The sequence below is a fragment of the Aeromonas sp. 5HA1 genome (assembly GCF_029237245.1).
Taxonomy (GTDB): domain Bacteria; phylum Pseudomonadota; class Gammaproteobacteria; order Enterobacterales; family Aeromonadaceae; genus Aeromonas; species Aeromonas salmonicida.
In genome coordinates, this window is record NZ_JAACFW010000014.1 from 1 (window position 1) to 24820 (window position 24820).

Annotated in this window: 39 protein-coding genes and 1 pseudogene; 6 read left to right on the plus strand and 34 right to left on the minus strand. The window is 55.1% G+C overall.

Features of this window, described 5'->3' with window-relative positions; genetic code table 11:
- Positions 1–327: 327 nt before the first annotated feature.
- Positions 328–438, plus strand: a pseudogene (locus GWQ27_RS13395) (gamma carbonic anhydrase family protein); the annotation flags it as partial.
- Between the two features lie 272 nt (positions 439–710).
- Here the strand turns inward: GWQ27_RS13395 and rplQ are convergent.
- The 28 genes from rplQ to rpsJ all read right to left on the minus strand — a co-directional run bounded on the left by rplQ (position 711) and on the right by rpsJ (position 14331).
- A complete protein-coding gene (gene rplQ, locus GWQ27_RS13400; protein WP_005307999.1) occupies positions 711–1094 on the minus strand; it encodes a 50S ribosomal protein L17 in 384 nt (127 codons plus the stop codon).
- A gap of 43 nt (positions 1095–1137) precedes the next feature.
- Positions 1138–2127: a DNA-directed RNA polymerase subunit alpha gene (rpoA, locus tag GWQ27_RS13405; RefSeq protein WP_005307997.1), complete on the minus strand. Its 990-nt coding sequence runs from the start codon at positions 2125–2127 to the stop codon at positions 1138–1140.
- A gap of 25 nt (positions 2128–2152) precedes the next feature.
- Positions 2153–2773 carry a 30S ribosomal protein S4 gene (rpsD, locus tag GWQ27_RS13410; RefSeq protein WP_005319700.1) on the minus strand — a complete coding sequence of 207 codons (621 nt, stop codon included), beginning with the start codon at positions 2771–2773 and terminating at the stop codon, positions 2153–2155.
- Positions 2774–2812: 39 nt separating this feature from the next.
- A complete protein-coding gene (rpsK, locus tag GWQ27_RS13415) occupies positions 2813–3202 on the minus strand; it encodes a 30S ribosomal protein S11 (RefSeq protein ID WP_005319702.1) in 390 nt (129 codons plus the stop codon).
- A gap of 14 nt (positions 3203–3216) precedes the next feature.
- Positions 3217–3573, minus strand: a complete 357-nt coding sequence (gene rpsM / locus GWQ27_RS13420) for a 30S ribosomal protein S13 (protein ID WP_005307991.1) — start codon at positions 3571–3573, stop codon at positions 3217–3219.
- A 139-nt stretch (positions 3574–3712) separates the two neighbouring features.
- A complete protein-coding gene (rpmJ, locus tag GWQ27_RS13425; RefSeq protein ID WP_005319705.1) occupies positions 3713–3826 on the minus strand; it encodes a 50S ribosomal protein L36 in 114 nt (37 codons plus the stop codon).
- 27 nt (positions 3827–3853) lie between these two features.
- Complete coding sequence (gene secY / locus GWQ27_RS13430) at positions 3854–5182, minus strand: preprotein translocase subunit SecY (protein WP_005307989.1); 1329 nt, start codon at positions 5180–5182, stop codon at positions 3854–3856.
- Positions 5183–5190: 8 nt separating this feature from the next.
- Entirely contained in the window at positions 5191–5628 is a 438-nt protein-coding gene (gene rplO / locus GWQ27_RS13435) for a 50S ribosomal protein L15 (protein WP_005319708.1), read from the minus strand.
- Between the two features lie 2 nt (positions 5629–5630).
- The gene (rpmD, locus tag GWQ27_RS13440; protein WP_005307985.1) at positions 5631–5810 is read right to left on the minus strand and encodes a 50S ribosomal protein L30; all 180 of its coding nucleotides are present in this window, start codon (positions 5808–5810) and stop codon (positions 5631–5633) included.
- Positions 5811–5816: 6 nt separating this feature from the next.
- Positions 5817–6317, minus strand: coding sequence for a 30S ribosomal protein S5 (rpsE, locus tag GWQ27_RS13445; protein WP_005319713.1), 501 nt, complete (start codon positions 6315–6317; stop codon positions 5817–5819).
- Positions 6318–6331: 14 nt separating this feature from the next.
- Positions 6332–6685, minus strand: coding sequence for a 50S ribosomal protein L18 (rplR, locus tag GWQ27_RS13450; RefSeq protein WP_275907558.1), 354 nt, complete (start codon positions 6683–6685; stop codon positions 6332–6334).
- A gap of 9 nt (positions 6686–6694) precedes the next feature.
- On the minus strand, positions 6695–7228 hold the full coding sequence (rplF, locus tag GWQ27_RS13455; RefSeq protein ID WP_005319720.1) for a 50S ribosomal protein L6: 534 nt from the start codon (positions 7226–7228) through the stop codon (positions 6695–6697).
- Positions 7229–7241: 13 nt separating this feature from the next.
- Positions 7242–7634, minus strand: a complete 393-nt coding sequence (rpsH, locus tag GWQ27_RS13460) for a 30S ribosomal protein S8 (protein WP_005307980.1) — start codon at positions 7632–7634, stop codon at positions 7242–7244.
- Between the two features lie 21 nt (positions 7635–7655).
- Positions 7656–7961 carry a 30S ribosomal protein S14 gene (gene rpsN, locus GWQ27_RS13465; RefSeq protein ID WP_005319722.1) on the minus strand — a complete coding sequence of 102 codons (306 nt, stop codon included), beginning with the start codon at positions 7959–7961 and terminating at the stop codon, positions 7656–7658.
- A gap of 10 nt (positions 7962–7971) precedes the next feature.
- The gene (gene rplE, locus GWQ27_RS13470; protein WP_005319725.1) at positions 7972–8511 is read right to left on the minus strand and encodes a 50S ribosomal protein L5; all 540 of its coding nucleotides are present in this window, start codon (positions 8509–8511) and stop codon (positions 7972–7974) included.
- Between the two features lie 13 nt (positions 8512–8524).
- Positions 8525–8842 (minus strand): 50S ribosomal protein L24, encoded by a 318-nt coding sequence (gene rplX / locus GWQ27_RS13475; RefSeq protein ID WP_005319727.1) that lies wholly within the window; start codon positions 8840–8842, stop codon positions 8525–8527.
- An 11-nt stretch (positions 8843–8853) separates the two neighbouring features.
- Entirely contained in the window at positions 8854–9222 is a 369-nt protein-coding gene (gene rplN / locus GWQ27_RS13480) for a 50S ribosomal protein L14 (protein WP_005307975.1), read from the minus strand.
- 147 nt (positions 9223–9369) lie between these two features.
- Entirely contained in the window at positions 9370–9618 is a 249-nt protein-coding gene (gene rpsQ, locus GWQ27_RS13485; protein WP_005319730.1) for a 30S ribosomal protein S17, read from the minus strand.
- Positions 9618–9809 carry a 50S ribosomal protein L29 gene (rpmC, locus tag GWQ27_RS13490; protein WP_005319733.1) on the minus strand — a complete coding sequence of 64 codons (192 nt, stop codon included), beginning with the start codon at positions 9807–9809 and terminating at the stop codon, positions 9618–9620. The genes rpsQ and rpmC overlap by 1 nt, the downstream gene beginning before the upstream one ends.
- The gene (rplP, locus tag GWQ27_RS13495) at positions 9809–10222 is read right to left on the minus strand and encodes a 50S ribosomal protein L16 (RefSeq protein WP_005319737.1); all 414 of its coding nucleotides are present in this window, start codon (positions 10220–10222) and stop codon (positions 9809–9811) included. Before rplP ends, rpmC begins: the two co-directional genes overlap by 1 nt.
- A 13-nt stretch (positions 10223–10235) precedes the next feature.
- Entirely contained in the window at positions 10236–10946 is a 711-nt protein-coding gene (rpsC, locus tag GWQ27_RS13500; protein ID WP_005319740.1) for a 30S ribosomal protein S3, read from the minus strand.
- 3 nt (positions 10947–10949) lie between these two features.
- The gene (gene rplV, locus GWQ27_RS13505) at positions 10950–11294 is read right to left on the minus strand and encodes a 50S ribosomal protein L22 (RefSeq protein WP_005319741.1); all 345 of its coding nucleotides are present in this window, start codon (positions 11292–11294) and stop codon (positions 10950–10952) included.
- Between the two features lie 10 nt (positions 11295–11304).
- Positions 11305–11583: a 30S ribosomal protein S19 gene (gene rpsS / locus GWQ27_RS13510; RefSeq protein ID WP_005307960.1), complete on the minus strand. Its 279-nt coding sequence runs from the start codon at positions 11581–11583 to the stop codon at positions 11305–11307.
- Between the two features lie 22 nt (positions 11584–11605).
- Positions 11606–12427, minus strand: a complete 822-nt coding sequence (rplB, locus tag GWQ27_RS13515; protein WP_005319743.1) for a 50S ribosomal protein L2 — start codon at positions 12425–12427, stop codon at positions 11606–11608.
- Between the two features lie 15 nt (positions 12428–12442).
- Positions 12443–12742 carry a 50S ribosomal protein L23 gene (rplW, locus tag GWQ27_RS13520; RefSeq protein WP_343212775.1) on the minus strand — a complete coding sequence of 100 codons (300 nt, stop codon included), beginning with the start codon at positions 12740–12742 and terminating at the stop codon, positions 12443–12445.
- Positions 12742–13347 carry a 50S ribosomal protein L4 gene (gene rplD / locus GWQ27_RS13525; RefSeq protein WP_005319750.1) on the minus strand — a complete coding sequence of 202 codons (606 nt, stop codon included), beginning with the start codon at positions 13345–13347 and terminating at the stop codon, positions 12742–12744. Before rplD ends, rplW begins: the two co-directional genes overlap by 1 nt.
- A gap of 17 nt (positions 13348–13364) precedes the next feature.
- Positions 13365–13997 (minus strand): 50S ribosomal protein L3, encoded by a 633-nt coding sequence (rplC, locus tag GWQ27_RS13530; protein WP_005319753.1) that lies wholly within the window; start codon positions 13995–13997, stop codon positions 13365–13367.
- A 22-nt stretch (positions 13998–14019) separates the two neighbouring features.
- Positions 14020–14331 carry a 30S ribosomal protein S10 gene (gene rpsJ, locus GWQ27_RS13535; RefSeq protein ID WP_005307944.1) on the minus strand — a complete coding sequence of 104 codons (312 nt, stop codon included), beginning with the start codon at positions 14329–14331 and terminating at the stop codon, positions 14020–14022.
- A gap of 355 nt (positions 14332–14686) precedes the next feature.
- On the opposite strand from rpsJ, the gene GWQ27_RS13540 reads away from it, so the two are divergent.
- Positions 14687–15601, plus strand: coding sequence for a DMT family transporter (locus tag GWQ27_RS13540; RefSeq protein WP_275907559.1), 915 nt, complete (start codon positions 14687–14689; stop codon positions 15599–15601).
- A 37-nt stretch (positions 15602–15638) separates the two neighbouring features.
- Here the strand turns inward: GWQ27_RS13540 and envZ are convergent, their stop codons facing one another.
- Both envZ and ompR read right to left on the minus strand, forming a co-directional pair.
- Positions 15639–16949 (minus strand): two-component system sensor histidine kinase EnvZ, encoded by a 1311-nt coding sequence (envZ, locus tag GWQ27_RS13545; RefSeq protein ID WP_021140671.1) that lies wholly within the window; start codon positions 16947–16949, stop codon positions 15639–15641.
- Positions 16946–17665, minus strand: a complete 720-nt coding sequence (gene ompR, locus GWQ27_RS13550; protein WP_005319762.1) for a two-component system response regulator OmpR — start codon at positions 17663–17665, stop codon at positions 16946–16948. The genes envZ and ompR overlap by 4 nt, the downstream gene beginning before the upstream one ends.
- A 240-nt stretch (positions 17666–17905) precedes the next feature.
- Between ompR and greB the strand changes: the two genes are divergently transcribed.
- Together greB and GWQ27_RS13560 are read left to right on the plus strand one after the other, a co-directional pair.
- Entirely contained in the window at positions 17906–18379 is a 474-nt protein-coding gene (gene greB / locus GWQ27_RS13555) for a transcription elongation factor GreB (protein WP_111589600.1), read from the plus strand.
- Between the two features lie 347 nt (positions 18380–18726).
- Complete coding sequence (locus tag GWQ27_RS13560; RefSeq protein ID WP_275907560.1) at positions 18727–21039, plus strand: Tex family protein; 2313 nt, start codon at positions 18727–18729, stop codon at positions 21037–21039.
- A gap of 37 nt (positions 21040–21076) precedes the next feature.
- On the opposite strand, the gene GWQ27_RS13565 is transcribed toward GWQ27_RS13560, so the two are convergent.
- From GWQ27_RS13565 to bioH, 4 genes are all read right to left on the minus strand, one after another.
- Positions 21077–21355 (minus strand): hypothetical protein, encoded by a 279-nt coding sequence (locus tag GWQ27_RS13565; RefSeq protein WP_005319791.1) that lies wholly within the window; start codon positions 21353–21355, stop codon positions 21077–21079.
- 90 nt (positions 21356–21445) lie between these two features.
- A complete protein-coding gene (locus GWQ27_RS13570) occupies positions 21446–22246 on the minus strand; it encodes a putative metalloprotease CJM1_0395 family protein (RefSeq protein WP_275907561.1) in 801 nt (266 codons plus the stop codon).
- Between the two features lies 1 nt (position 22247).
- On the minus strand, positions 22248–22481 hold the full coding sequence (locus GWQ27_RS13575; protein ID WP_005319796.1) for a hypothetical protein: 234 nt from the start codon (positions 22479–22481) through the stop codon (positions 22248–22250).
- A gap of 71 nt (positions 22482–22552) precedes the next feature.
- Positions 22553–23317, minus strand: a complete 765-nt coding sequence (gene bioH, locus GWQ27_RS13580; RefSeq protein WP_219598177.1) for a pimeloyl-ACP methyl ester esterase BioH — start codon at positions 23315–23317, stop codon at positions 22553–22555.
- Between the two features lie 38 nt (positions 23318–23355).
- On the opposite strand from bioH, the gene GWQ27_RS13585 reads away from it, so the two are divergent.
- Both GWQ27_RS13585 and nfuA read left to right on the plus strand, forming a co-directional pair.
- Complete coding sequence (locus GWQ27_RS13585) at positions 23356–24084, plus strand: ComF family protein (RefSeq protein WP_275907562.1); 729 nt, start codon at positions 23356–23358, stop codon at positions 24082–24084.
- 149 nt (positions 24085–24233) lie between these two features.
- Positions 24234–24812 carry a Fe-S biogenesis protein NfuA gene (gene nfuA, locus GWQ27_RS13590; RefSeq protein ID WP_017411920.1) on the plus strand — a complete coding sequence of 193 codons (579 nt, stop codon included), beginning with the start codon at positions 24234–24236 and terminating at the stop codon, positions 24810–24812.
- Positions 24813–24820: the final 8 nt, after the last annotated feature.

Here is a 24820-nt window from a genome sequence, read left to right on the forward strand (position 1 = left end):
CCACACAGATTGCTTGATTCAAATTGTTAAAGAGCGACGCAACAGTGTGTTGCTGCGGGAGTGGAATTCTACTCAACCGCCTTCTCGAGTCAAGCCTTATTTTCAAAGGCTTTTCGAGGTTATCGACGAGGTTGTTTGCGTTGCCGCTTGCCCTGTCGATGGAGGCGCATTATAGGGAGTTGAATCTTTCTGGCAACCCCTTATCGGCAATAAAATTGCAAAAATCGGCACTTTTTTAGTTATTCATATCCAACAACAGCTTTTGTACAAACTTATCCACAGAAACGGGTTCCGGATTGCTAGAATGGCCAAAACAAGGAGGCCAAGATGGACTTGCGACTGAGACCTTACAAAGGAAAACGCCCGCAACTAGGCAAACGGGTGTACGCAGATCCCTGCGCAACGTTAGTGGGATATATCGAACTGGCCGACGATGCTCAAGAGAAGTGATCAGGCCATTCACTATTTAACCAAGCTTGGGAACAACGCTTACTTCTTATATGGAAGAGGTTGAATGGTGAATTGAGGCAGTTGAGGCAGTATCAGGCAGTATCAGGCAGTATCAGGCAGTATCAGGCAGTATCAGGCAGTATCAGGCAGTATCAGGCAGTATCAGGCAGTATCAGGCAGTATCAGGCAGTATCAGGCAGTATCAGGCAGTATCAGGCTCCATTAAAAGAAAAGCCGGGACAAGCCCGGCTTTTTCTTTATCACTCAGCAGCTGCTTCAGCAGCGGCCGGGCGGTCTACCAGCTCAATGTAAGCCATAGGGGCGTTGTCGCCAGCACGGAAACCGCATTTCAGAATGCGAGTATAACCGCCGGCGCGCTCCAGGTAGCGCGGGCCCAGTTCATTGAACAGCTTAGCCACGATCGCGTTATCGCGAGTACGGGCAAATGCCAGGCGACGATTAGCAACGCTATCAGTCTTGGCAAGGGTGATCAGCGGTTCAACTACACGACGCAGCTCTTTTGCCTTAGGCAGAGTCGTCTTGATGATCTCATGACGAACCAGGGAGCTGGCCATGTTGCGGAACATAGCCTGACGATGGCTGCTGTTCCGGTTCAGTTGACGACCACTCAAACGATGGCGCATGACCTTATCCTTCTAACTAAATCTGTGAAACCCGTAATCTGGATTACTCGTCAGCGATGCTGGCGGGCGGCCAGTTCTCAAGGCGCATGCCAAGAGACAGACCACGGGAGGCCAACACATCCTTGATCTCAGTCAGGGACTTCTTACCGAGGTTAGGAGTTTTAAGCAACTCAACTTCGGTACGCTGTACCAGATCACCAATATAGTGGATAGCTTCTGCCTTCAGACAGTTCGCAGAACGAACTGTCAGCTCCAAATCATCGACAGGACGTAGCAGAATCGGATCAAACTCGGGTTTCTCTTCTTTCTTCTCGGGCACGCTGACATCGCGCAGATCCACGAAGGCTTCCAGTTGCTCGGCCAGAATAGTGGCAGAACGACGGATGGCTTCTTCAGGATCCAGAGTACCATTGGTCTCCATGTCGATGACCAGCTTGTCCAAGTCGGTACGCTGTTCCACACGTGCTGCCTCAACATTGTAGGCAATACGAACGATGGGGCTGAACGCGGAGTCCAGCAGCAGGCGACCAATCGGACGCTCTTCATCATCGTTGTGAACACGAGCAGAAGCAGGCACATAACCACGACCACGCTGAACTTTCAGGCGCATGCTGATTTCAGCATTGGCACCGGTCAGGTGGCAGATTACGTGCTCCGGGTTTACGATCTCGACTTCATCACCGTGAGTGATATCACCAGCGGTAACGGGGCCTGTTCCAGACTTGGTCAGGGACAGAGTTACCTCGTCCTTGCCTTCCAGCTTCACAGCGATACCTTTCAGGTTGAGCAGAATTTCAAGAATGTCTTCCTGCACACCTTCTTTGCTGCTGTACTCATGCAGTACCCCGTCAATTTCGACTTCAGTAACTGCACAACCGGGCATAGATGACAGCAAAATACGACGCAGGGCATTACCCAGCGTGTGACCAAAACCACGCTCAAGTGGCTCAAGAGTCACTTTCGCATGAGTCGGGCTAACTTGCTCGATGTCAACTAGCCGCGGTTTAAGAAAATCTGTTACAGAACCCAGCATTGTGTCCTCTCTTTAGAAGCTAGCTTTACTTGGAGTAAAGCTCGACGATCAGCTGTTCGTTAATGTCGGCAGACAGGTCGGAACGCTCTGGCAGACGCTTGAAAGCACCTTCCATTTTAGCGGTGTCAACCTCTACCCAAGTCGGCTTCTCACGCTGACCAGCAACCTCGAGGGATGCTTTGATACGCGCTTGCTTCTTAGCCTTCTCACGAACGCAGACCACGTCCTCAGGGGAAACCTGGAAAGAAGGAATATTCACAACGCGACCATTTACCATGATGGCCTTATGGCTCACCAGCTGACGAGATTCAGCACGGGTAGCGCCGAAGCCCATACGGTAAACAACGTTGTCCAAACGACCTTCCAGCAGCTGCAACAGGTTCTCGCCGGTGTTACCTTTTTGACGGGCAGCATCGCGGTAGTAGTTGCGGAACTGTTTTTCCAATACGCCGTAGATACGACGAACTTTTTGTTTCTCGCGCAGCTGAACACCGTAGTCGGACAGACGCGCTTTACGCGCACCGTGCTGACCAGGGGCGGTGTCAATCTTGCACTTAGAATCAATCGCACGAACACCAGACTTCAGGAAGAGGTCGGTGCCCTCACGACGGCTAAGCTTAAGCTTAGGACCGATATATCTTGCCATCTTCTTTCTCCAACAATCCTAGACCAAGTTGCAACAGCGTTATACGCGGCGCTTCTTGGGAGGACGACAACCGTTGTGCGGGATCGGAGTCACATCAGTAATATTAGTGATGCGGAAACCAGCCGCGTTCAGAGCGCGGATGGAAGACTCACGACCGGGACCCGGACCTTTAACCATGACTTCCAGGTTCTTCACGCCGTATTCTTTGGCGATCTCACCAGCACGCTCAGCAGCTACCTGGGCAGCAAACGGAGTGGACTTACGGGAACCACGGAAACCTGAACCACCGGAGGTAGCCCATGACAGAGCATTGCCCTGACGGTCAGTAATGGTCACGATTGTGTTGTTGAAAGATGCATGAACGTGCGCAATACCGTCGCTCACTTGCTTTTTAACGCGCTTGCGAGCACGAGTCGGAGTTTTAGCCATTTTCTACCTTCCCGTTACTTCTTGATAGCCTTGCGCGGACCCTTACGGGTACGAGCGTTGGTCTTGGTACGTTGACCACGAACAGGCAGGCTACGACGGTGACGCAAACCACGGTAGCAACCCAGATCCATCAATCGCTTGATGTTCATGGATATCTGACGACGCAGGTCACCTTCAACGGTGAATTTACCTACTTGTTCACGCAGACTCTCGATCTGAGCTTCGTCCAGGTCTTTAATTTTCACATTCTCAGCGATACCGGCTGCGGCACAGATGGCCTTGGAGCGGGTACGACCGACGCCATAAATCGCAGTCAAAGCAATGACTGCATGCTTATGGTCAGGAATGTTAATGCCAGCGATACGGGCCACTATTCACTCCTACATATAGTAGATTACGACCACCACAAAGCCCGTGAGCGGATACGTGGCGGTCAACCAATACACAACAAAAGTTGGCTGGCTATATTAGCCAGCACAACTATTTGTTGCAAGTACTAACCGTAAAAAATTAGCCTTGGCGCTGTTTATGCTTTGGCTCGCTGCAAATCACACGCACCACACCGTGACGCTTGATGATTTTGCAGTTACGGCAGATTGCCTTAACGGAAGCACGAACTTTCATTGCTTAACTCCGTAACTACGCCGACCTTTAGCGGCCGTAGCCCTTCAGGTTGGCCTTCCTCAGGACGTCGCCATATTGATGAGACATCATATGGGTTTGTACCTGAGCCATGAAGTCCATGATAACTACCACGATAATCAGCAGCGAGGTGCCACCGAAGTAGAACTGTACGTTCCAAGCAGTCATCAAGAACTGGGGTACCAGACAGATAAAGGTTATATAGAGCGCACCTGCCAATGTCAGGCGAGTCATAACCTTATCGATGTAACGTGCTGTCTGCTCGCCCGGGCGGATCCCCGGGATAAAGGCTCCACTCTTCTTCAAGTTGTCTGCTGTCTCGCGGGGGTTGAACACCAGCGCGGTATAGAAGAAACAGAAGAAGATAATGGCTGCTGCATAGAGCATCTCATACAAGGGCTGACCCGGCTGCAGGACCATAGAGACCTGTTGCAGGATATCAGCGACCTTGCCCTCACCCTGACCAAACCAAGAGGTAATGGTCCCTGGGAAGAGGATGATGCTGGATGCGAAAATCGCAGGAATCACACCGGCCATATTCACTTTCAATGGCAGGTGTGTGCTTTGCGCTGCGAATACCTGGCGGCCTTGTTGACGCTTGGCGTAGTTAACGACGATACGACGCTGACCACGTTCCACGAACACCACAAAGTAAGTCACTGCGAAAACAATCAAGCCCAGCAACAACAACAGCAGGATGTGCAATTCCCCTTGACGTGCCTGTTCGGCCGTAGCACCAATGGCATGCGGCAAACCAGCAACGATACCTGTGAAAATAATCAACGAGATACCATTACCGATCCCACGCTCGGTAATCTGCTCACCCAACCACATCAAGAACATGGTACCGGTGACCAGACTCACAACGGCCGTGAAATAGAAGCCCAAACCCGGATGTGTCACGAGTCCTTGCATCATATTCGGCAGACCGGTTGCAATACCAATGGCCTGGAAAGTTCCCAAAACCAGCGTGCCCCAACGGGTATATTGGCTAATCTTGCGACGGCCAGATTCACCTTCTTTCTTGAGTTCAGCAAGAGCGGGGTGAACCACAGTCAGCAGCTGGATAATGATCGATGCCGAAATATACGGCATGATCCCCAGCGCAAGAATAGAAGCACGCGAGAGTGCACCACCACTGAACATGTTGAACATCTCAATGATGGTGCCCTTCTGTTGTTGGAACAACTCGGCCAGTACGGCGGCGTCAATACCAGGAATCGGCACATAAGAGCCTGCACGGAAAACGATAATCGCCCCGAGAACGAAGAGCAGACGGCTCTTCAGTTCACTCAGACCACCCTGTGCTTTAACATCCAATCCTGGTTTCTTAGCCATTGTACTGATTATTCCTCGATTTTACCGCCAGCGGCCTCGATGGCTGCACGTGCACCTTTGGTGACGGACACACCACGAACGGTCACAGCACGGTCAATGTTGCCAGACAGGACAACTTTAGCGAAAACGATGTTCTTGGTAACAACACCGGCTTGCTTCAGAGTGCTCAAATCGACCACATCACCTTCTACCATGGCGATTTCGTTCAGACGCACTTCGGCAGAAACCAAAGATTTGCGAGAGAAGAAACCGAACTTCGGCAGACGGATTTTCAAAGGCATCTGGCCGCCTTCGAAACCAGCGCGGACTTTACCGCCACCGGAACGAGAGGTTTGACCTTTCACACCACGACCACCAGTCTTGCCCAGGCCGGAGCCGATACCACGACCACGACGTTGTTTTTCAGGCTTGGAACCAGCGGCCGGAGACAGAGTATTCAGACGCATGCTTAGCCCTCCACCTTAACCATGTAATAAACCTGGTTGATCATACCGCGTACGCAGGGAGTATCTTCCAGCTCAACGGTGTGACCAATGCGACGCAGACCCAGACCACGCAGAGTCGCCTTGTGCTTTGGCAGACGGCCGATAGAGCTGCGAGTTTGAGTTACTTTTACAGTGTTAGCCATGTCGCATTACCCCAGAATTTCTTCAACGCGCAGACCACGCTTGGCAGCGATCTGGGCCGGGGATTGACCCTGTACCAGAGCGTCTACAGTTGCGCGAACAACGTTGATTGGGTTGGTGGAACCGTAGGTCTTAGCCAGCACGTTGTGAATACCAGCAACTTCCAGAACAGCACGCATGGCGCCGCCTGCAATGATACCAGTACCTTGTGAGGCCGGCTTCATGAACACGGAGGAACCGGAGTGAACACCGCGCACCGGGTGGTGCAGAGTGCCATTGTTCAGTTCTACCTTGCTCAGGTTACGCTTAGCCTGTTCCATCGCTTTTTGAATAGCGGCCGGAACTTCACGGGCCTTACCGTAACCGTAACCTACACGGCCGTTACCATCACCCACCACGGTCAACGCGGTGAAGGACATGATACGACCACCTTTAACAGTTTTCGAAACACGGTTTACTGCAATCAGCTTTTCTTGCAGTTCGCCGGCTTGAGATTCGACTTTAGCCATCTTCGACTCCTAGCTTAGAACTGAAGACCAGCGTCACGAGCAGCGGTAGCCAGAGCGGCTACACGACCGTGATACTTGAAACCGGAACGATCGAAAGATACGTTCTGAACGCCTTTGGCAATAGCACGCTCAGCGATTGCTTTACCTACTACGGTAGCTGCATCAGCATTACCGCAGTATTTAAGAGCTTCACTGATGGCTTTCTCTACTGTAGAAGCAGAGGCCAGAACTTCGGAACCGTTGGCTGCGATAACCTGCGCGTAGATATGACGCGGGGTACGGTGAACAACCAGACGGGTAGCTCCCAGTTCCTGCATCTTCTTCCGAGCACGAGTAGCACGACGGAGACGAGCTGCTTTCTTGTCCATAGTGTTACCTTACTTCTTCTTAGCTTCTTTAGTACGCACTTGCTCGTTGGCATAGCGTACACCCTTGCCCTTGTAGGGCTCCGGAGCGCGGTAAGAACGGATATCGGCGGCGACCTGGCCAACCAGCTGCTTGTCCACACCACGCAGAACGATCTCTGTAGCGGTCGGGCATTCAGCGGTGACACCAGCCGGCAGCGCATGCTCTACCGGGTGAGAGAAGCCCAGGGCCAGCGCGACAGCATTGCCCTTGATGGAGGCTTTATAACCTACACCAACCAGCTGCAGCTTACGCTCGAAGCCTTGGGTAACACCGATTACCATGTTGTTAGCCAATGCACGTGCAGTACCGGCCTGAGCGTCAGCACCAGCGATGCCGTCGCGCGGGGCGAACTTCAGTACATTGTCTTCTTTGGTCACTTCTACACCGGCGTGGATGGAACGAACCAGAGAACCTTTACCACCTTTGATGGACAGTTCCTGACCGTTCAGAGTCACCTCTACGCCAGCAGGAATAGTGACGGGTGCCTTAGCAACGCGAGACATTTCCGACCTCCTATTAAGCGACGTAGCAGATGATCTCACCACCCATGCTTGCCTTGCGGGCAGCACGGTCGGTCATCACACCTTTAGACGTGGACACGATAGCAACACCGAGACCGCCCATAACTTTCGGCAGATCAGTAGTGCGCTTGTAAATACGCAGGCCGGGACGGCTCACACGTTGGATCAGTTCTACAACTGGCTTGCCCTGGAAATATTTCAGTTCAATTTCCAGTTCCGGCTTCACATCACCAGCTACGGAGTAGCCAGCGATGTAACCTTCTTCTTTCAGCACTTTGGCGATAGCCACTTTCAGCTTGGAAGAAGGCATGGAAACCGCAACTTTGCTCGCCGCCTGACCGTTACGGATGCGGGTCAGCATATCCGCGATCGGATCTTGCATGCTCATAAGTCTAACTCCCGAGATTCGTTACCAAGAAGCCTTCTTCAGGCCCGGAATTTCGCCCTTCATGGCATGCTCACGCACCTTGATGCGAGACAGACCAAACTTACGCAGGAAACCGTGCGGACGACCAGTAATATTGCAACGGTTACGCTGGCGGGACGGACTGGAATCACGGGGCAGCTGTTGCAGTTGCAGTACAGCATCCCAACGCGCTTCTTCAGAAGCGTTCATATCAACGATGATAGCTTTCAGCTCGGTTCGCTTAGTGGCGAACTTGGCTACCAGCTTCGCACGCTTTGCTTCACGTGCTTTCATGGATGTTTTAGCCATAACCCTAACCTTACTTGCGGAATGGGAAGTTAAAGGCAGCCAGCAGAGCACGGCCTTCTTCATCGGTATTCGCGGAAGTGGTGATGGTGATATCCAGACCACGGACGCGATCGACTTTGTCATAGTCGATTTCCGGGAAGATGATTTGCTCACGCACGCCCATGGAGTAGTTACCACGACCGTCGAACGCTTTAGCGTTCAGGCCACGGAAGTCACGGATACGCGGTACGGAGATGCAAATCAGCCGTTCCAGGAACTCCCACATACGCTCGCCACGCAGGGTTACTTTACAACCTATCGGGTAGCCTTCACGAATCTTGAAGCCCGCAACAGATTTGCGAGCTTTGGTGATCAGCGGCTTCTGACCGGAAATGGCAGCCATATCGGCAGCGGCATTTTCCAACAGCTTTTTGTCAGAGATCGCTTCACCAACACCCATGTTCAGGGTGATTTTCTCGATCCGAGGGACTTGCATGATAGTCTTGTAACCGAACTGTTTGGCCAGTTCATTTACTACATCGGATTTGTAGTAATCATGCAGTTTCGCCATCGTTAAACTCCAATTACTTCACAAGTTCGCCGGTGGATTTGAAGAAACGAACTTTTTTGCCGTCTTCAATCCGGAAACCAACGCGATCAGCCTTGCCAGCGGCAGAGTTGAACAGCGCTACGTTAGAAACGTCCATTGGGGCTTCTTTGCTGATGATGCCGCCAGCCTGACCCAGTGCGGGTACCGGCTTTTGATGCTTCTTCACCAGATTGATGCCTTCAACAAGAACCTTACCTTCGGTTACCAGGACTTGAGTGACTTTGCCACGCTTGCCCTTGTCTTTGCCGGTAAGAACAATCACTTCGTCTTCGCGACGGATTTTAGCTGCCATCGTTCGACTCCTTACAGTACTTCGGGTGCCAGGGACACAATCTTCATGAACTTCTCATTACGGAGTTCACGGGTCACCGGGCCAAAAATACGAGTACCGATTGGCTGTTGGTTGTTGTTAAGCAACACAGCCGCATTGTTGTCGAAACGGATGACTGAGCCGTCCGGACGACGAACGCCTTTACGGGTGCGTACGACCACCGCGTTATATACATCACCTTTCTTCACTTTACCGCGAGGAATGGCTTCCTTGATGGAAACTTTGATGATGTCGCCGATGCCGGCATAACGGCGGTGCGAGCCACCCAGAACCTTAATACACATTACACTGCGAGCGCCGGAGTTGTCGGCTACACCCAGCATACTTTGCATCTGGATCATTTTAGTGCTCCGCTTTGTTTACTTCTTATCCCTTTCGGGATCTGGCTGCCTTCAAAAGGCGCGAAACTATAACACATGATTTTGAGAAAAGGTAGCCTAAAAAACAAACGGCCCCGCTAAGGGGCCGTTTGGACTACAAAGTACCGATTAGGCCTTTTCTAAGATCGCAACCAGGGTCCAGGACTTGGTCTTGGACAGCGGGCGGCATTCGCGGATTTCCACGAGATCGCCAGCTTTACACTCGTTGTTTTCATCATGTACGTGCAGCTTGGTAGTGCGCTTGATGATCTTACCGTAGATCGGGTGCTTTACCTTGCGCTCGATAGCAACAGTGATGGATTTTTCCATCTTGTCGCTGATTACACGACCTTGCAGAGTACGGATCTTGTCAGTCATTACGCACCTGCCTTCTCAGTCAGTACAGTCTTGATACGTGCGACGTCACGACGCACTTGTTTCAGAGTGTGAGTCTGAGCCAGCTGGCCAGTGGACGCTTGCATGCGCATGTTGAATTGCTCACGCAGCAGGCCCAGCAGCTCCTGGTTCAGTTCATCGACGCTCTTTTGACGCAGATCTTGGGCTTTCATCACATCACCGTCTTAATTACGAAAGTGGTCTGAACAGACAGCTTAGCTGCGGCCAGGGCAAACGCTTCACGCGCCAGAGCCTCAGGTACACCGTCCATCTCGTACAGAACCTTGCCAGGCTGGATCGGGCAGACCCAATATTCCACGTTGCCCTTACCTTTACCCATACGAACTTCGAGAGGCTTTTCGGTGATGGGCTTGTCCGGGAACACACGGATCCAGATCTTGCCTTGACGCTTAACGTGACGGGTCATGGCACGACGGGCTGCTTCGATTTGACGAGCAGTCAGTTGACCACGAGATGTCGCCTTCAGGCCAAAGGTACCGAAGGATACTTCGTTACCAGTGTTGGCCAGACCGCGGTTGCGACCCTTATGGGTCTTGCGGAATTTAGTACGCTTTGGTTGCAACATTTACCGAATCTCCTTACTTACCGCGGCGTTTGTTATCGCGCTTGGGCTTTGCAGGAGCTTGCTCTTGAGCAGCGGCAGCATTAACTGCAGCCAGACCACCCAGAACTTCGCCCTTGAAGATCCAAACCTTAACGCCGATCACACCGTAAGTGGTGTGGGCTTCAGAAGTTGCGTAGTCGATGTCGGCACGCAGGGTGTGCAACGGCACACGACCTTCACGGTACCATTCGGTACGCGCGATTTCAGCACCGCCCAGACGACCAGACACTTCCACTTTGATGCCCTTGGCACCCAGGCGCATTGCGTTCTGTACGGCGCGCTTCATAGCACGACGGAACATTACGCGACGTTCCAGTTGGGAAGTGATGCTGTCAGCAACAAGCTTGCCATCCAGCTCCGGCTTACGGACTTCGGAAATGTTGATCTGAGCAGGCACGCCGGTAATCACGGCGACAGCTTTGCGCAGTTTCTCAACGTCTTCGCCTTTCTTACCGATCACAACACCCGGACGAGCGGTGTGAATGGTCACACGGATGCTCTTGGCCGGACGCTCGATGGTGATCTTGGACAAGGACGCATTTTTCAGTTCCTTAGTCAGGAACTGGCGTACTTGAAAATCGCTGTACAGGTTGTCAGCGAAGTCTTTGGTGTTCGCGAACCAGGTAGAATTCCAAGGCTTGGTAATACCCAGGCGAATGCCATTAGGATGTACTTTCTGACCCATTGCTTATCTCCCAGCCTTAGCGTCGGATACCACTACAGTGATGTGAGCGGTACGCTTGAGGATACGATCCGCACGACCTTTGGCACGCGGACGGATGCGCTTCATGGAGGGACCTTCGTCGACCATGATAGTAGCAACACGCAGCGCATCGATATCAGCGCCTTCGTTGTGCTCAGCGTTTGCAATGGCAGATTCCAGCACTTTCTTAACCAGCACTGCAGCCTTTTTCGGGCTGAAGGTCAGGATATTCAGAGCCTTGTCTACAGACAGACCACGTACTTGATCGGCTACCAGACGAGCTTTCTGGGCAGAAGTACGGGCATAACGGTGTTTAGCGATAGCTTCCATCATTTATCCCTTAGCGCTTCTTAGCCTTCTTATCAGCAGCATGGCCGCGATAAGTACGAGTCGGTGCGAATTCACCCAGTTTGTGACCGATCATTTCTTCGGTAACGAAAACCGGAACGTGCTGACGACCATTATGGACAGCGATGGTCAAACCGATCATGTTCGGGATGATCATTGAACGACGGGACCAGGTTTTAACCGGCTTTTTATCCCCGCTTTCCACCGCTTTCTCTACCTTCTTCAGCAAGTGCAGGTCAATAAATGGACCCTTCTTGAGAGAACGTGGCATGGTGATTCCTCTATGTTAACAATTACTTGTTACGACGACGTACGATGTACTTGTCGGTACGCTTGTTCTTACGGGTCTTGAAGCCTTTAGCCTTCTGGCCCCATGGGGACACAGGCTGCATGCCCTTGTTACGACCCTCACCACCACCGTGCGGGTGGTCGACCGGGTTCATCGCCATACCGCGAACGGTCGGACGAATACCACGCCAGCGGTTGGCACCGGCTTTACCCAGTTGACGCAACATGTGCTCGGAGTTACCGACTTCACCGATGGTGGCGCGGCACTCGGCCAGAACTTTACGTACTTCGCCGGAACGCAGACGCAGAGTTACATAGTTACCTTCACGAGCCAGGATCTGGATGAAAGTACCAGCGGAACGAGCCAGCTGGGCACCTTTACCAGGTTTCATCTCAACGGCGTGAACAGTAGAACCAACCGGGATGTTGCGCATCGGCAGGGTGTTACCTACCTTGATGGCTGCATCAGCACCAGAAGCGATCGCGTCACCAGCTTTCAGGCCTTTCGGAGCCAGGATGTAACGACGCTCACCGTCTGCATACAACACCAGTGCGATGTTAGCGGTACGGTTAGGATCGTATTCCAGGCGTTCTACTTTGGCCGGGATACCGTCTTTGTCACGTTTGAAGTCGACGATACGGTAATGCTGCTTGTGACCACCACCGATATGACGGGTGGTGATACGACCGTTGTTGTTACGACCACCGGACTTGCTCTTGCTGTCCAGCAGAGCGGCAAAGGGCTTACCCTTGTACAGCTCTTGATTGACGATCTTAACGACGTGGCGGCGGCCTGGAGAAGTAGGCTTGCACTTAACGATTGCCATTTTTCAGAACTCCTCTTACTCGGCTGCGCCCATGAAGTCGATGTCCTGACCAGCTTTCAGGGTCACATAAGCCTTTTTCCAATCGGAACGACGGCCTACGCGGGCACCTGAGCGCTTGGTTTTACCCTTCATGTTCAGGGTACGGACGGTCTCAACTTCGACCTCGAACAGTTTCGCAACTGCAGCTTTGACTTCCGCCTTGGTGGCGTCGACAGCAATTTTGAACACGATAGTGTTCTGCTTCTCGGCGACCATGGTGCTCTTTTCAGAGATATGCGGAGCCTTCAGAACTTTCAACAGACGCTCTTCGCGGATCATGCCAGCATCTCCTCGATTTGCTTAACTGCTTCAGCAGTCATCAGAACCTTGTCGAAAGCGATCAGGCTGACCGGGTCGATACCGGCAACGTCACGCACGTCAACTTTGTACAGGTTGCGAGCAGCCAGGAACAGGTTCTCATCGACTTCAGCTGTCACGATCAGAACGTCAGTCAGTTCCATCTCTTTCAGCTTGGCGATCAGTTCTTTGGTCTTCGGCGCTTCGATGCCGAATTTCTCGACAACGATCAGGCGCTCTTGACGTACCAGCTCGGACAGGATGCTACGGATAGCGCCGCGGTACATCTTCTTGTTTACTTTTTGGCTGTGATCTTGCGGCTTAGCTGCAAAAGTCACACCACCGGAACGCCAAATGGGCGAACGGATGGAGCCAGCACGGGCACGACCAGTACCCTTCTGACGCCACGGCTTTTTGCCGCCACCAGACACTTCAGAGCGAGTCAGCTGCGCGCGAGTACCCTGACGGGCACCTGCGGCATATGCAACGACGACCTGGTGAACCAGAGCTTCGTTGAATTCGCGCCCGAAGGTAGTCTCGGAAACTTCAAGAGCGCTCTTGGCGTCTTTCATTACCAATTCCATTACTATCTCCTCAGACGTTACGCTTTGACGGCAGGTTTGACGATCACGTTGCCGTTGGTTGCACCTGGCACTGCACCTTTGATGAGCAGCAGGTTACGTTCAGCGTCAACACGAACCAGTTCCAGGTTCTGAGTCGTTACACGCTCAGCACCCATGTGACCAGCCATCTTTTTGCCCTTGAATACACGACCCGGAGTCTGGTTCTGACCGATAGAACCCGGAGCGCGGTGAGACAAGGAGTTACCGTGGGTCATATCCTGGGTGCGGAAGTTGTGGCGCTTTACAGTGCCCGCAAAACCTTTACCTTTGGATGTGCCGGTAACGTCTACCATCTTAACGTCAGCGAGAAGATCTACTTTCAGCTCGCTACCAACAGTGAAAGTTTCACCGTTGTTCAAGCGGAATTCCCACAGACCGCGACCGGCTTCTACACCAGCTTTGGCAAAGTGGCCAGCTTCCGGCTTGGTCACACGGCTGGCTTTCTTGGCGCCAGTGGTAACCTGAATAGCGTTGTAGCCGTCGGTTTCTACAGATTTGACCTGAGTTACACGGTTAGCTTCAACTTCGATAACAGTCACCGGGATAGAAACGCCATCTTCAGTGAAGATGCGAGTCATACCCACTTTGCGACCTACAAGACCGATTGTCATTGTTATCAACCTCTTTCCGTAATTAACCCAGGCTGATCTGGACGTCTACACCAGCTGCCAGATCCAGACGCATCAGGGCGTCTACGGTCTTGTCAGTCGGTTCAACGATGTCTACCAGACGCTTGTGAGTGCGGATCTCGTACTGATCACGCGCATCTTTGTTGACGTGCGGGGAGATCAGGACGGTGAAGCGCTCTTTGCGAGTCGGCAGCGGGATAGGACCGCGAACCTGCGCGCCGGTGCGCTTTGCAGTTTCAACGATTTCCGCTGTGGATTGATCAATCAGGCGATGATCAAAAGCCTTCAGGCGAATACGGATTCTTTGGTTCTGCATTGACAGAGCTCCAATAGATAAAAGAACATAAATCAACACCGCCCGACCGGGAGCAATCCCGCCAGAGGTGTGATTTTTCACGTTTCCCCCCATATCGGGAGGACTGTATGGCTGGCTCCTGTAAACAGGAAACTCAGCAGCAGACATATCGTCTGGCTTACCTCATGGGTAAGCGGAGGGGATTATACGGATTTTTCAAATTTGCGCAAGGGAGGGCGAACAGATTGTGCGCAGTTTTATGTGACAGATGGATCTCGCCGGCGACACCTCATCCCCTTGGCAACTCGGGGTAACGACAATGTTACAAACAGGCTGGTAGACTGTGCGCCTGCCTCCGTCAGTGGAACGACATCCGATGCTCAAAGATCAAAAGAAAGCCTATCAATATGGACTCTGCGCCGTTGCCCTCTGGTCGACAGTCGCCACCGCCTTCAAGATCTCCCTCGCCTACTTTGAACCGGTGCAATTGCTGCTTGTAGCCGCCTTCACCTCGACCCTCACGCTGACGGCGATAGTTGCCAAACAGGGTAAACTGCCGCTGCTACGGAGTTACATCAAGGCACGACCTTTCTATTACCTGACCCTGGGTGTGCTGAACCCCTTCCTCTATTACCTACTGCTGTTCAAGGCCTATGATCTGCTGCCCGCCCAGCAGGCACAGACCCTCAACTACACTTGGGCCATCACCCTCAGTCTGCTGGCAGTCCCCTTTCTCGGCCAGAAACTGCGCCGCCGCGATGGAGTGGCCATAGTGCTGGGCTACTTCGGTGCCCTGGTGATCGCCACCAAGGGGGATGTGTTCGGCCTGCAATTCGACAGCCCGCTCGGGGTCGCGCTGGCGCTGGTATCGACACTTATCTGGGCCAGTTACTGGATCCTCAACACCCGCAATCAGGGAGACCCCATCGTCAGCCTGTTGCTCGGCTTTATCATCAGCCTTCCTTTCATTGTCGCGGCGACCTGGGTGCTCTCCGATTTCGCCATGACAGCCTGGCAAGGCTGGGTCGGCGCCATCTATGTGGGCCTGTTCGAAATGGGCTTCGGTTTCGTGCTCTGGCTGATGGCTTTGCGCCATGCCACCAACACGGCTCCTATAAGCAACCTCATCTTCATCTCGCCGTTTGCCTCCCTGGTGCTGCTCAACCTGTTGATCGGCGAGACCATACACCCGGCAACCCCCATAGGGCTGGGGCTGATCGTCGCCGCTTTGCTGATCCAGCAGCTGAAATATGGCAAGCGCTATCGCAAGGGAGCAGAGCCGCAAGCCTGATAATGCAAAAGGGCGTATCCACGGATACGCCCTTTTCTCAATCCATCCACTCCAGTGGCTGGTTCTTGGGAAGCCGGACCTCGACCAACAAGCCCCCCAGTTCGGCCCGTCCCAGCCGGATGGTGCCGTGATGCTGGGAGACGATCTTGGCGACGATGGCCAATCCCAGGCCGCTACCACTGCCGGTGCGAGCCTCGTTGCCCTGAGTGAAGGGTTTGAGCACCCGGTAATAATCCTGCTCGGGGATGCCGGGACCATTGTCCGACAGCCGCAGCCGCACCCAGTGACCATCATCTTTGAGCTCGGCGTGCAACCTGCTCGCGCCGTAGCGCAGCGAGTTACCTGACAGGTTGTTGAGAATACGGCGAATACTGATGGGATTGCAGGCCACTCTCACCGCCTCTTCCGGCAATTCGAGGTCAACCTCCAATCCCTGATCGGTCTGCATCAGCAGTACGTCGTGGATCAGCTGAGTCAGATCGATCTGCTGGGTATCCAGTCCCTCATCCGGACGGATGTAGTCGATGAACTGATCTATGATGCCGTTGGACTCATCGATGTCCGCGTTGATGCTCTCCTTGAGATACTCATCCCCGGACGACATCATTTCGGTCGCCAGCCGGATGCGGGTCAGCGGTGTGCGCAAGTCATGAGAGACCCCGGCCATCATCAGATTGCGCTCCTCAATCAAGCGTTTGATGGAGCTCGACATATGATTGAAGGTCCGGGTCAGTCGGCGTACCTCCCGCGACCCCTGTTCCCCCAGCGCATCGGGAAAGTTGCCGCGCGCCACGGCTACGGCGCCGGCCTCCAGATCCTCCAGCGGACGCACCAGCTGACGGGCAAAACGCCAGGCAGCAAACAGGGTGACCACCAGCAGCACGCTCATGTAGAGGATCAGCGGCTCGATATCGTCATCTTCGATCTCGGTCAGCGGGATACGCACCCACACCTGGTTGGCCTGCGGCGGCTGGATCCAGATGATGTAGTGATCCTGGATCTCGACCCGCACCTTGGTTTTGCCACCCAGTTCACGACTGATGCTCTCTTCCAGATAGGTATAGGGCTTGGAGTCGTTGAGCCCATGCTGTTCGGCCTCCGTCTGGGTGTAGAGGTCACTGCCGGTCGCGACATAAACCAGCGCTTCGGCATCCTCGCTCAGCGCCAGCTGATTGCTTTCGACCGGGAAGATGAGCTTGACCTGATTGGCCAGCAGGTGGCTGATCTGCTTGACGGTGGGCGCCAGCAGATAGTTATAGAAGGTGACATAGGAGACAAACTGATAGACCACCAGCACGGCGGCCAAAAACCAGAGCATGCGAGAGAACATGCTGCCCACTTTTTTCATTCGCCATCACCGTCCGGCACGAAGACGTAACCCAAGCCCCAGACTGTCTGCAGGTAACGAGGCTGAGCCGGGTCCTGCTCCAGCAGGCGGCGCAAGCGGGAGACCTGCACGTCTATGCTGCGCTCGGTCGCCGTGTACTCGCGCCCTCTGGCCAGATTCATCAACTTGTCGCGGGAGAGGGGCTCACGAGGGTGGCTGACCAGCACCTTGAGCACCGCAAATTCACCGCTGGTCAGGGCCACGGGCTCGCCATCACGGCTGAGCTCCCGGGTCGCCAGGTTGAGCTGATAGCTGCCGAAGGTCACCATCTTCTCGGCGGTCGAAGGCGCGCCAGGCAGTTCGACGGTATGCCGGCGCAGCACGGCACGGATCCGTGCCAGCAGCTCACGGGGGTTGAATGGCTTGGGCAGATAGTCATCAGCCCCCATCTCGAGCCCGACGATGCGGTCCACCTCATCCCCCTTGGCGGTCAGCATGAGCACCGGGATCTGGTTGCCGGCTTCACGAAGGCGACGACAGATAGAAAGCCCATCCTCCCCCGGCAGCATCAGATCAAGTACCATCAGGCTGAAGTTTTCACGGGTCAGCAGGCGGTCAGCCTGTTCGCCATTGGCGACGCCCCGAACAACGAATCCCTGTTCGGTCAGATAACGCTCCAGCAGGGAACGTAATTTCAAATCATCGTCGACGACCAGAACCTTGTATTGCTGACTCATTGCTTGCCTCTCCTCTCGATATGTTGCCAATACTAGAGCTCGAGGCCCCAACGGCAAAGCATAAATATGTTACCGGTTATTGCCCATGGCATCCCTTGATCCCTCTGCCGTCAGCACCTGTCGACCATGCTGCCCCCTGATGACGACGCAGTTTTTGCTCGACACAGAAATGGCAGCGACTAAGATCCGCCGAGCCATAAGAGGCTCATCAGCCCACATTGACGCAGGTACCTGAAATCCATGAAGACCAAGCTCATCACCCGCGAAGGCTACAACAAGCTGAAAGAAGAGCTCGATTTCCTGTGGCGCGAAGAGCGCCCCGAGACCACGCGCAAGGTGGCCTGGGCCGCCAGCCTGGGGGATCGCAGCGAGAATGCAGACTACCAGTACAACAAGAAACGGCTGCGGGAGATCGACAGACGGGTGCGTTACCTGCGCAAATGCCTCGAGGAGCTGGGGATCGTCGATTATGCTCCCGCCCAGGAGGGCAAGGTGTTCTTCGGCGCCTGGGTCGAGGTGGAAAACGAAGAGGGTGACACCAAGCGCTTTCGCATCGTCGGTTATGACGAGATTTTTGGCCGCAAAGATTACATCTCCATCGACTCTCCCATGGCTCGAACCCTGCTCAAGAAAGAGGTCGGAGATGAGGCCATAGTACCTACGCCAGTCGGTGACGCCTGCTGGTATATCAATGACATCAGCTATCCCAAATGACGCAGTCGGGGAAACTTGTCCTCCCCGCCATACCGGGCAGCATAGCGCCCTTCCCTCCCGGACATCTTCTCTTCCATGACGGGGAGCGGATCGCTCGGTCTCTTCCCCCACCCGTGGACTCAACGGCCATTTACGTCATTTCGCCAGGGTGGCATACAGTCGCGCGACCCCATATAGTGCTCACATTTGGCGCCTTATGGCGCAAACCGATCTCGGTGGCACTCTCGGTACACGCCATGATGCACATCCTCATGGTGTAGAGACGCGACCTGCTGGCAGGCAATATACCCAGCAGCAAGTCGACGCCACCCAGGCCAGTTGGATAGAAGCGACCACAGAGACCCCCGATGCACAGCCATGTAATAGAGAGACAGATTGCCGGTGAGCTGAATGCCCGTCCGGAACAAGTGCAGGCAGCCGTGCGCCTGCTGGATGAAGGCTCGACAGTGCCCTTTATCGCCCGTTACCGCAAAGAGGTGACTGGTGGCCTGGATGACAGCCAGCTACGCACTCTGGAGAGCCGCCTTGGTTATCTGCGCGAGCTGGAGGATCGGCGCCAGGTGATCATTCGCTCCATCGAAGAGCAAGGCAAACTCACCCCTGAGCTAACCCGCGAGCTGAATGGCGCCGACAGCAAGACCCGGCTGGAAGACCTCTATCTCCCTTACAAACCCAAGCGTCGCACCAAGGGACAGATGGCCATAGAGGCGGGGCTCGAGCCACTGGCGACCCTGCTGCTCACGGACCCGATGCGGGATCCCGAACAGGCCGCTGCCGGCTTCTTCAATTCCGAGCAAGGCATCACCGACAGCAAGACAGCCCTTGATGGAGCCCGCTACATACTGATGGAGCGCTTCGCCGAGCAGGCAGACCTGCTGGAGAAACTGCGGGACTATCTGTGGCACAACGCCACCCTGCGCGCTCGCGTGGTGGCAGGCAAAGAACAAGAAGGTGCCAAGTTCAAGGACTACTTCGAACATGACGAGCCGCTGCACAAGGCTCCCTCCCACCGGGTACTGGCCATGCTGCGCGGGCGCAATGAGGGAGTACTCAATCTGGCGCTGGTCACAGGTGAAGACGAGGGCGCCAGCCCCTGTGAAGGCATCATAGCCCACCACCTCAAACTCAATCTGCAAAGCCGTCCGGCCGACAAGTGGCTGCAAGGTGTCGTGAGCTGGACATGGAAGATCAAGCTGTCGCTGCAAATGGAGACCGAGCTGATCGGCCGGATCCGCGAATCGGCAGAAGAGGAGGCGATCAAGGTATTCGCCATGAACCTCCAGGATCTGCTGATGGCAGCCCCGGCGGGCATGCGTTGCACCATGGGGCTGGATCCGGGCATCCGTACCGGGGTCAAGGTGGCCGTGGTCGATGCCACTGGCAAGCTGGTCGATCACGCCACCATCTACCCGTTCGAGCCGAAGAAACAGGCCGATCAGAGCCTCAAAACCCTTAGCGAGCTGTGCCAGAAGCACAAGGTGGAGCTCATCAGCATCGGCAACGGCACCGCCTCGCGGGAAACCGATCGGCTGGTGAGCGAACTATTCGAGCGCTACCCCGCCGCCAAGGCGCAGAAGGTTGTGGTCAGCGAGGCGGGCGCCTCTATCTACTCCGCCTCCGAGCTTGCCTCCCAGGAGTTTCCGGATCTGGATGTCTCTATCCGTGGCGCCGTATCCATCGCCCGCCGCCTGCAAGATCCCCTGGCCGAGCTGGTCAAGATCGATCCCAAGAGTATCGGTGTGGGCCAGTATCAGCACGACGTAGGCCAGAGTCAGCTTGCACGGCGGCTAGATGCAGTAGTCGAAGATTGCGTGAACGCAGTCGGGGTGGATGTGAATACCGCCTCGGTCGCCCTGCTGAATCGGGTTTCCGGTCTCTCCCAGACGCTAGCCCAGAATATCGTCGCCTATCGGGACGAGCACGGCGCCTTCCAGAGCCGCCAGCAGTTGCTGAAGGTGAGCCGGCTCGGTCCCAAGGCATTCGAGCAGTGTGCCGGTTTTCTGCGTATTCGTGGGGGCAGCAATCCTCTCGACAGCTCGGCGGTGCACCCGGAATCCTACCCTGTGGTTGAAAGGATCCTGGCGCAACTCCAGCAGCAAGTTGAAAGCCTGCTCGGCAACGGCAGCCTGCTACGCAGCCTGAAGCCGGTTGACTATACGGATGAGCAGTTCGGCGTGCCCACTGTCACCGACATCATAGGCGAGCTGGACAAGCCGGGCCGCGACCCGCGCCCCGAGTTCAAGACCGCCACCTTCAAGGATGGGGTGGAGAAGATAAGCGACCTGGCGCCAGAGATGATATTGGAAGGGGTGGTCACCAACGTCACCAACTTCGGCGCCTTCGTCGATATCGGTGTCCATCAGGATGGGCTGGTCCACATATCCTCCCTGACGGATCGCTTCGTCAAAGACCCTCGCGAGGTGGTCAAAGCGGGGGATATAGTGAGGGTCAAGGTGCTGGAGGTCGATGCCCCGCGCAAGCGGATCAGCCTGACCATGCGGCTGGACGAAAAAGCCGGACAACCAGCCCGCAAGCCTGCCGAGCCACGCAACACTGGCGCTGGCAGTGCCAAAACCAGAAACGAGCCCCGTCAGGCAGCGCCCATGGGGGGCGCCATGGGCAGTGCGTTCGCTGCTGCTCTCTCCAAAACCAAGAAATGAAAAAAGCCCCGCTAGGGGCTTTTTTACAAGGCCTGGCTTACTGACTGAGGGTAGCCAGAATACCTTCCGGATCCTGATGCTGTACCAGCACCTCCCGCAGCCGGTTGAATGCCTTGCAGGCTTCCTGCGGGTACTTGCCATAAGAAACGACGCCGGTGTGGCTCCAGCCGGCCGCCAGCATGACCTTCTTCTTGAAATGGGTCCCTTCAGTCCCGCCGCCACCGAGTTGCATCAAGAACTGTTCCATCTGAAGGTGAGGAGGGGGAACACGGGAGAAGGTGGCAAAATCTTCCGGTTTGACTTCATCAAAGTGCATGGCGACTCCTGTGAGGATGAATGGGATTACCCCTCAGATTAGTTGCAAAAACCCGGGTCGGGATAGAAAAATCGGGGAAAAGTAGTGTGCCTAGACGCTTAAGCTGAGACCCTGTTGCGCCGCTGGCCTGACCGCCTGTTGATATCGCTGGGAGATGACCTGATTACGTTGTTCCATATAGGTGTTTAGCACGCCGGTCCGTGCACCATCAGCAGACGTAGCACCTGACTGGGAGCTGGACGTCATCATTGCCTTGCGGGCTTGGGCCTCCTTGGCTGCGGCACTTCTGGCCACACTCAGATCCTGTGCGGAAGGCTCGGCAGGCGCCAGAGCGGCTGCCCGTACCTGCTGCATCTTGGCAATGGTGGCTTCAGGATCACCAGGGATAGTCCCGATATCGATGGACACCTCACCACCAGTGGCATAACGCTTGCCGTCCGGTCCCATCGAAAATTGATAAGTAGGGCTACTGGCATACTGGCCGCCTGCAGCCTGATGAGCCTGCTCGTGGGTGCGAACCTCCTGGTCCCTGTCCACCAGCTCCTTGATCTGCAGCTCCTGCTTCTGTTGCTGCTCCTGCTGCTTGGGATCCTGCTGTTGCTTGTTGCGCTGGCCATCCTCACCCGTGGCTTCAACAAAGCGGTTATCCACGGGCGCTTGCGGGTTGCTGGTCTGTGACCCTTCCCGCGTCTGCTGGGAGGTCTGGGTGGTGTTGGCCTGGCTGGTCTTGGACTTGTCTTTCTGCGAGCCGACTTCAGGCTCTGCATTGAATGCCTCGCTCTGACGAGTCTGGGGGATGAGTGCTGCACGGCGATTGTCAGTGCGTGCCAATTCCGTCTGCGGTTGCAGCTGATTAGGAATAAGGGTCGGCAGACTGACATTGATGTTCATGTCAGACCCGGATATCGATCAGGGTACCCATCATGTCACTGGCAGTCTGGATCACTTTGGCAGAAGCACCAGCCTGCACCTCGGCCACCTTGAGGTTGACCAGCTCGTCAGGCAACTGCACCTGATCGCCGCTCGGTGTGTTAAGCCGGGCAATCTGGCTGGATGCCTTGTCGGCAATCTGCTCCGCTCGCTGAAACCCTTGTACTCCGCTGTTCAATGCAGAATCTATGCGCATGACAACTCTCCTCTGACGTTGGATTAATTATCCGTCACGCCAGAGGATTAATGAAGTAAATCGTCTGTTTTTCAACCAACAAAATGTCGAACGATTTCAACGAACTGTTGTGGATGGGAAATAAAGGGTGCGTGCGAGGCCTTTTCCAGCACCACGCTGTGGCTGGCTGGGTAGCGCTCATCCAGCAGCGCAATGGAGGCTTTAGGCACCAAAGAATCCAGCCGGCCATAGACGCGCAGCCAGGGCAGGCTCAGTGGTACCAGCTCATCGCGCAGGTCCACATCTGCCAGCAAACCGAGTCCGGCCTCCAGCGCGGCAAACTGGGGGGCGGGGCGTTCCGCCAGCCAGTGGCGCAATTGACGGATATCATCACGGGCATGCTCGCTGCCCATGGCCTGGATCGCCAGAAAGCGTTCTATGGTCTGTCTGAAGTCTCCCGCCAACATCTGGTTGAAGCCGGTCAGCACCTTGGGAGCTATACCTGGCCACTCATCCCGGGCCATGAAACAGGGAGAGCTGGCCACAGTGATAAGCGAATGAAGTCGCTCAGGCTGGGTCAAGGCCAGCTGGCTTGCTACCAGACCACCGAGGGACCAGCCGAGCAGATGGCACTTCTGCGGCAAGACGGTGGCAATCTGCTCTGTCAGCCAGGGCAATGAATAATCACTCCCCTCGCGCAGCGGACTGTTGCCAAACCCGGGCAAGTCCACCAGATGCAGCCGATAATGTGCCGCCAACTGCTGGGCAATACCATGCCAGACTCCGCCATTCATGCCCCATCCGTGCAACAGCACCAGATCGGGTCCCTGACCAAATCGCTCTACCGATACGCTCATCTAGACTCAAGATCCCTGTTCATTCTCTTGGGGTCAGCATGTTAAAGCGGCTGCTAGCCAAAGCAAGTCCGATCCTTGGCAGCCACGCCGACTGGCAGGGCAGCTGTCTGCTCTGCCAGCAAGCTTGTGATAGCCAGCCACTGCTTTGTAGCTGGTGTCGACAAGCCCTGTACCAGTCCTACCCCAGATGCACATTGTGCGCGGCCCCCTTGCCGGAATACATGGGAGATAAGGAGCAGATCTGTGGCCGCTGCCAGCGCAGGCCACCACCCTGGGAGCGGTTGCAGGTCATTGGCGACTATCAGGCCCCCTACCCCATGCTCATTCCCCAGCTGAAATACGCCGGCCAGATCCTGCTGGCGCCACTGCTCGCACGCCTGCTGGCCGATCATCTGAAAAGCGACGAGCTCCCAGAAGTCATCATCCCTGTTCCCCTGCACTGGTGGCGGCAGTGGTGGCGCGGCTTCAATCAGGCTGAGGAGATAGCCACCACCCTCAGCGAGATCACCGGTATTCCTTGTGATAAGCAGTTGCTGAGTCGCACCAAGGCGACCCCGCAACAGACCCGGCTCAGTGCCGGTCAGCGGCGGCGGAATCTGCGGGGCGCCTTTCACGTTCGCCCCCATCACTATCGGCATGTGGCCATGCTCGACGATGTGGTAACCACGGGGGCGACGGCCGGCCAGCTCACCCGCTTGCTGCATGAGAGCGGCATCGAAAAAGTGGAAGTGTGGGCCATTTGCCGTACGCTAAAACATCTCAAATGACCCTAGGTATGTATACCGCAAGCTCAGCCACATCAGGCTGCTATAGGTATATTTGACATATGTTAAGCGCCATCTGCATGCTACCCAAGCACTGCCAAGCGAGTTATCATGAATACCCTAGTCGTACACTCAGGTTTATGAGGATAGTGATGATCAGCATTTCCGACACCGCCCAGGCCCATTTCCGTAAACTGCTGGAAAAACAGCCTGATGGCACCAATATCCGGGTGTTTGTGGTCAATCCGGGAACCCAGAATGCCGAGTGCGGCGTATCATATTGCCCGCCCGACGCGGTGGATCCGGAAGATCAACACCTGCCTTTCAGCGGATTCGACTGCCTGGTTGATCCTCTGAGCGCCCCTTACCTGGTCGATGCCACCATCGACTTCGTCACCGATCAGATGGGCTCCCAGCTCACCCTCAAAGCCCCCAACGCCAAGATGCGCAAAGTGGCCGACGATGCACCGCTGATCGACCGCATTGAATATGTGCTGATGTCCGAGGTCAACCCCATGCTGGCTGGTCACGGTGGCAAGGTAACTCTGGTCGAGCTGACCGAAGACAAGCTGGCCATCCTGCAGTTTGGCGGCGGTTGCAACGGTTGCTCCATGGTCGATTACACCCTGAAAGAGGGGATCGAGAAGCAGCTGCTGGAAAAATTCCCTGGCGAGCTCAACGGCGTCAAAGATGCCACAGAGCACCAGCGCGGCGATCACTCCTACTATTGATCCCGTGC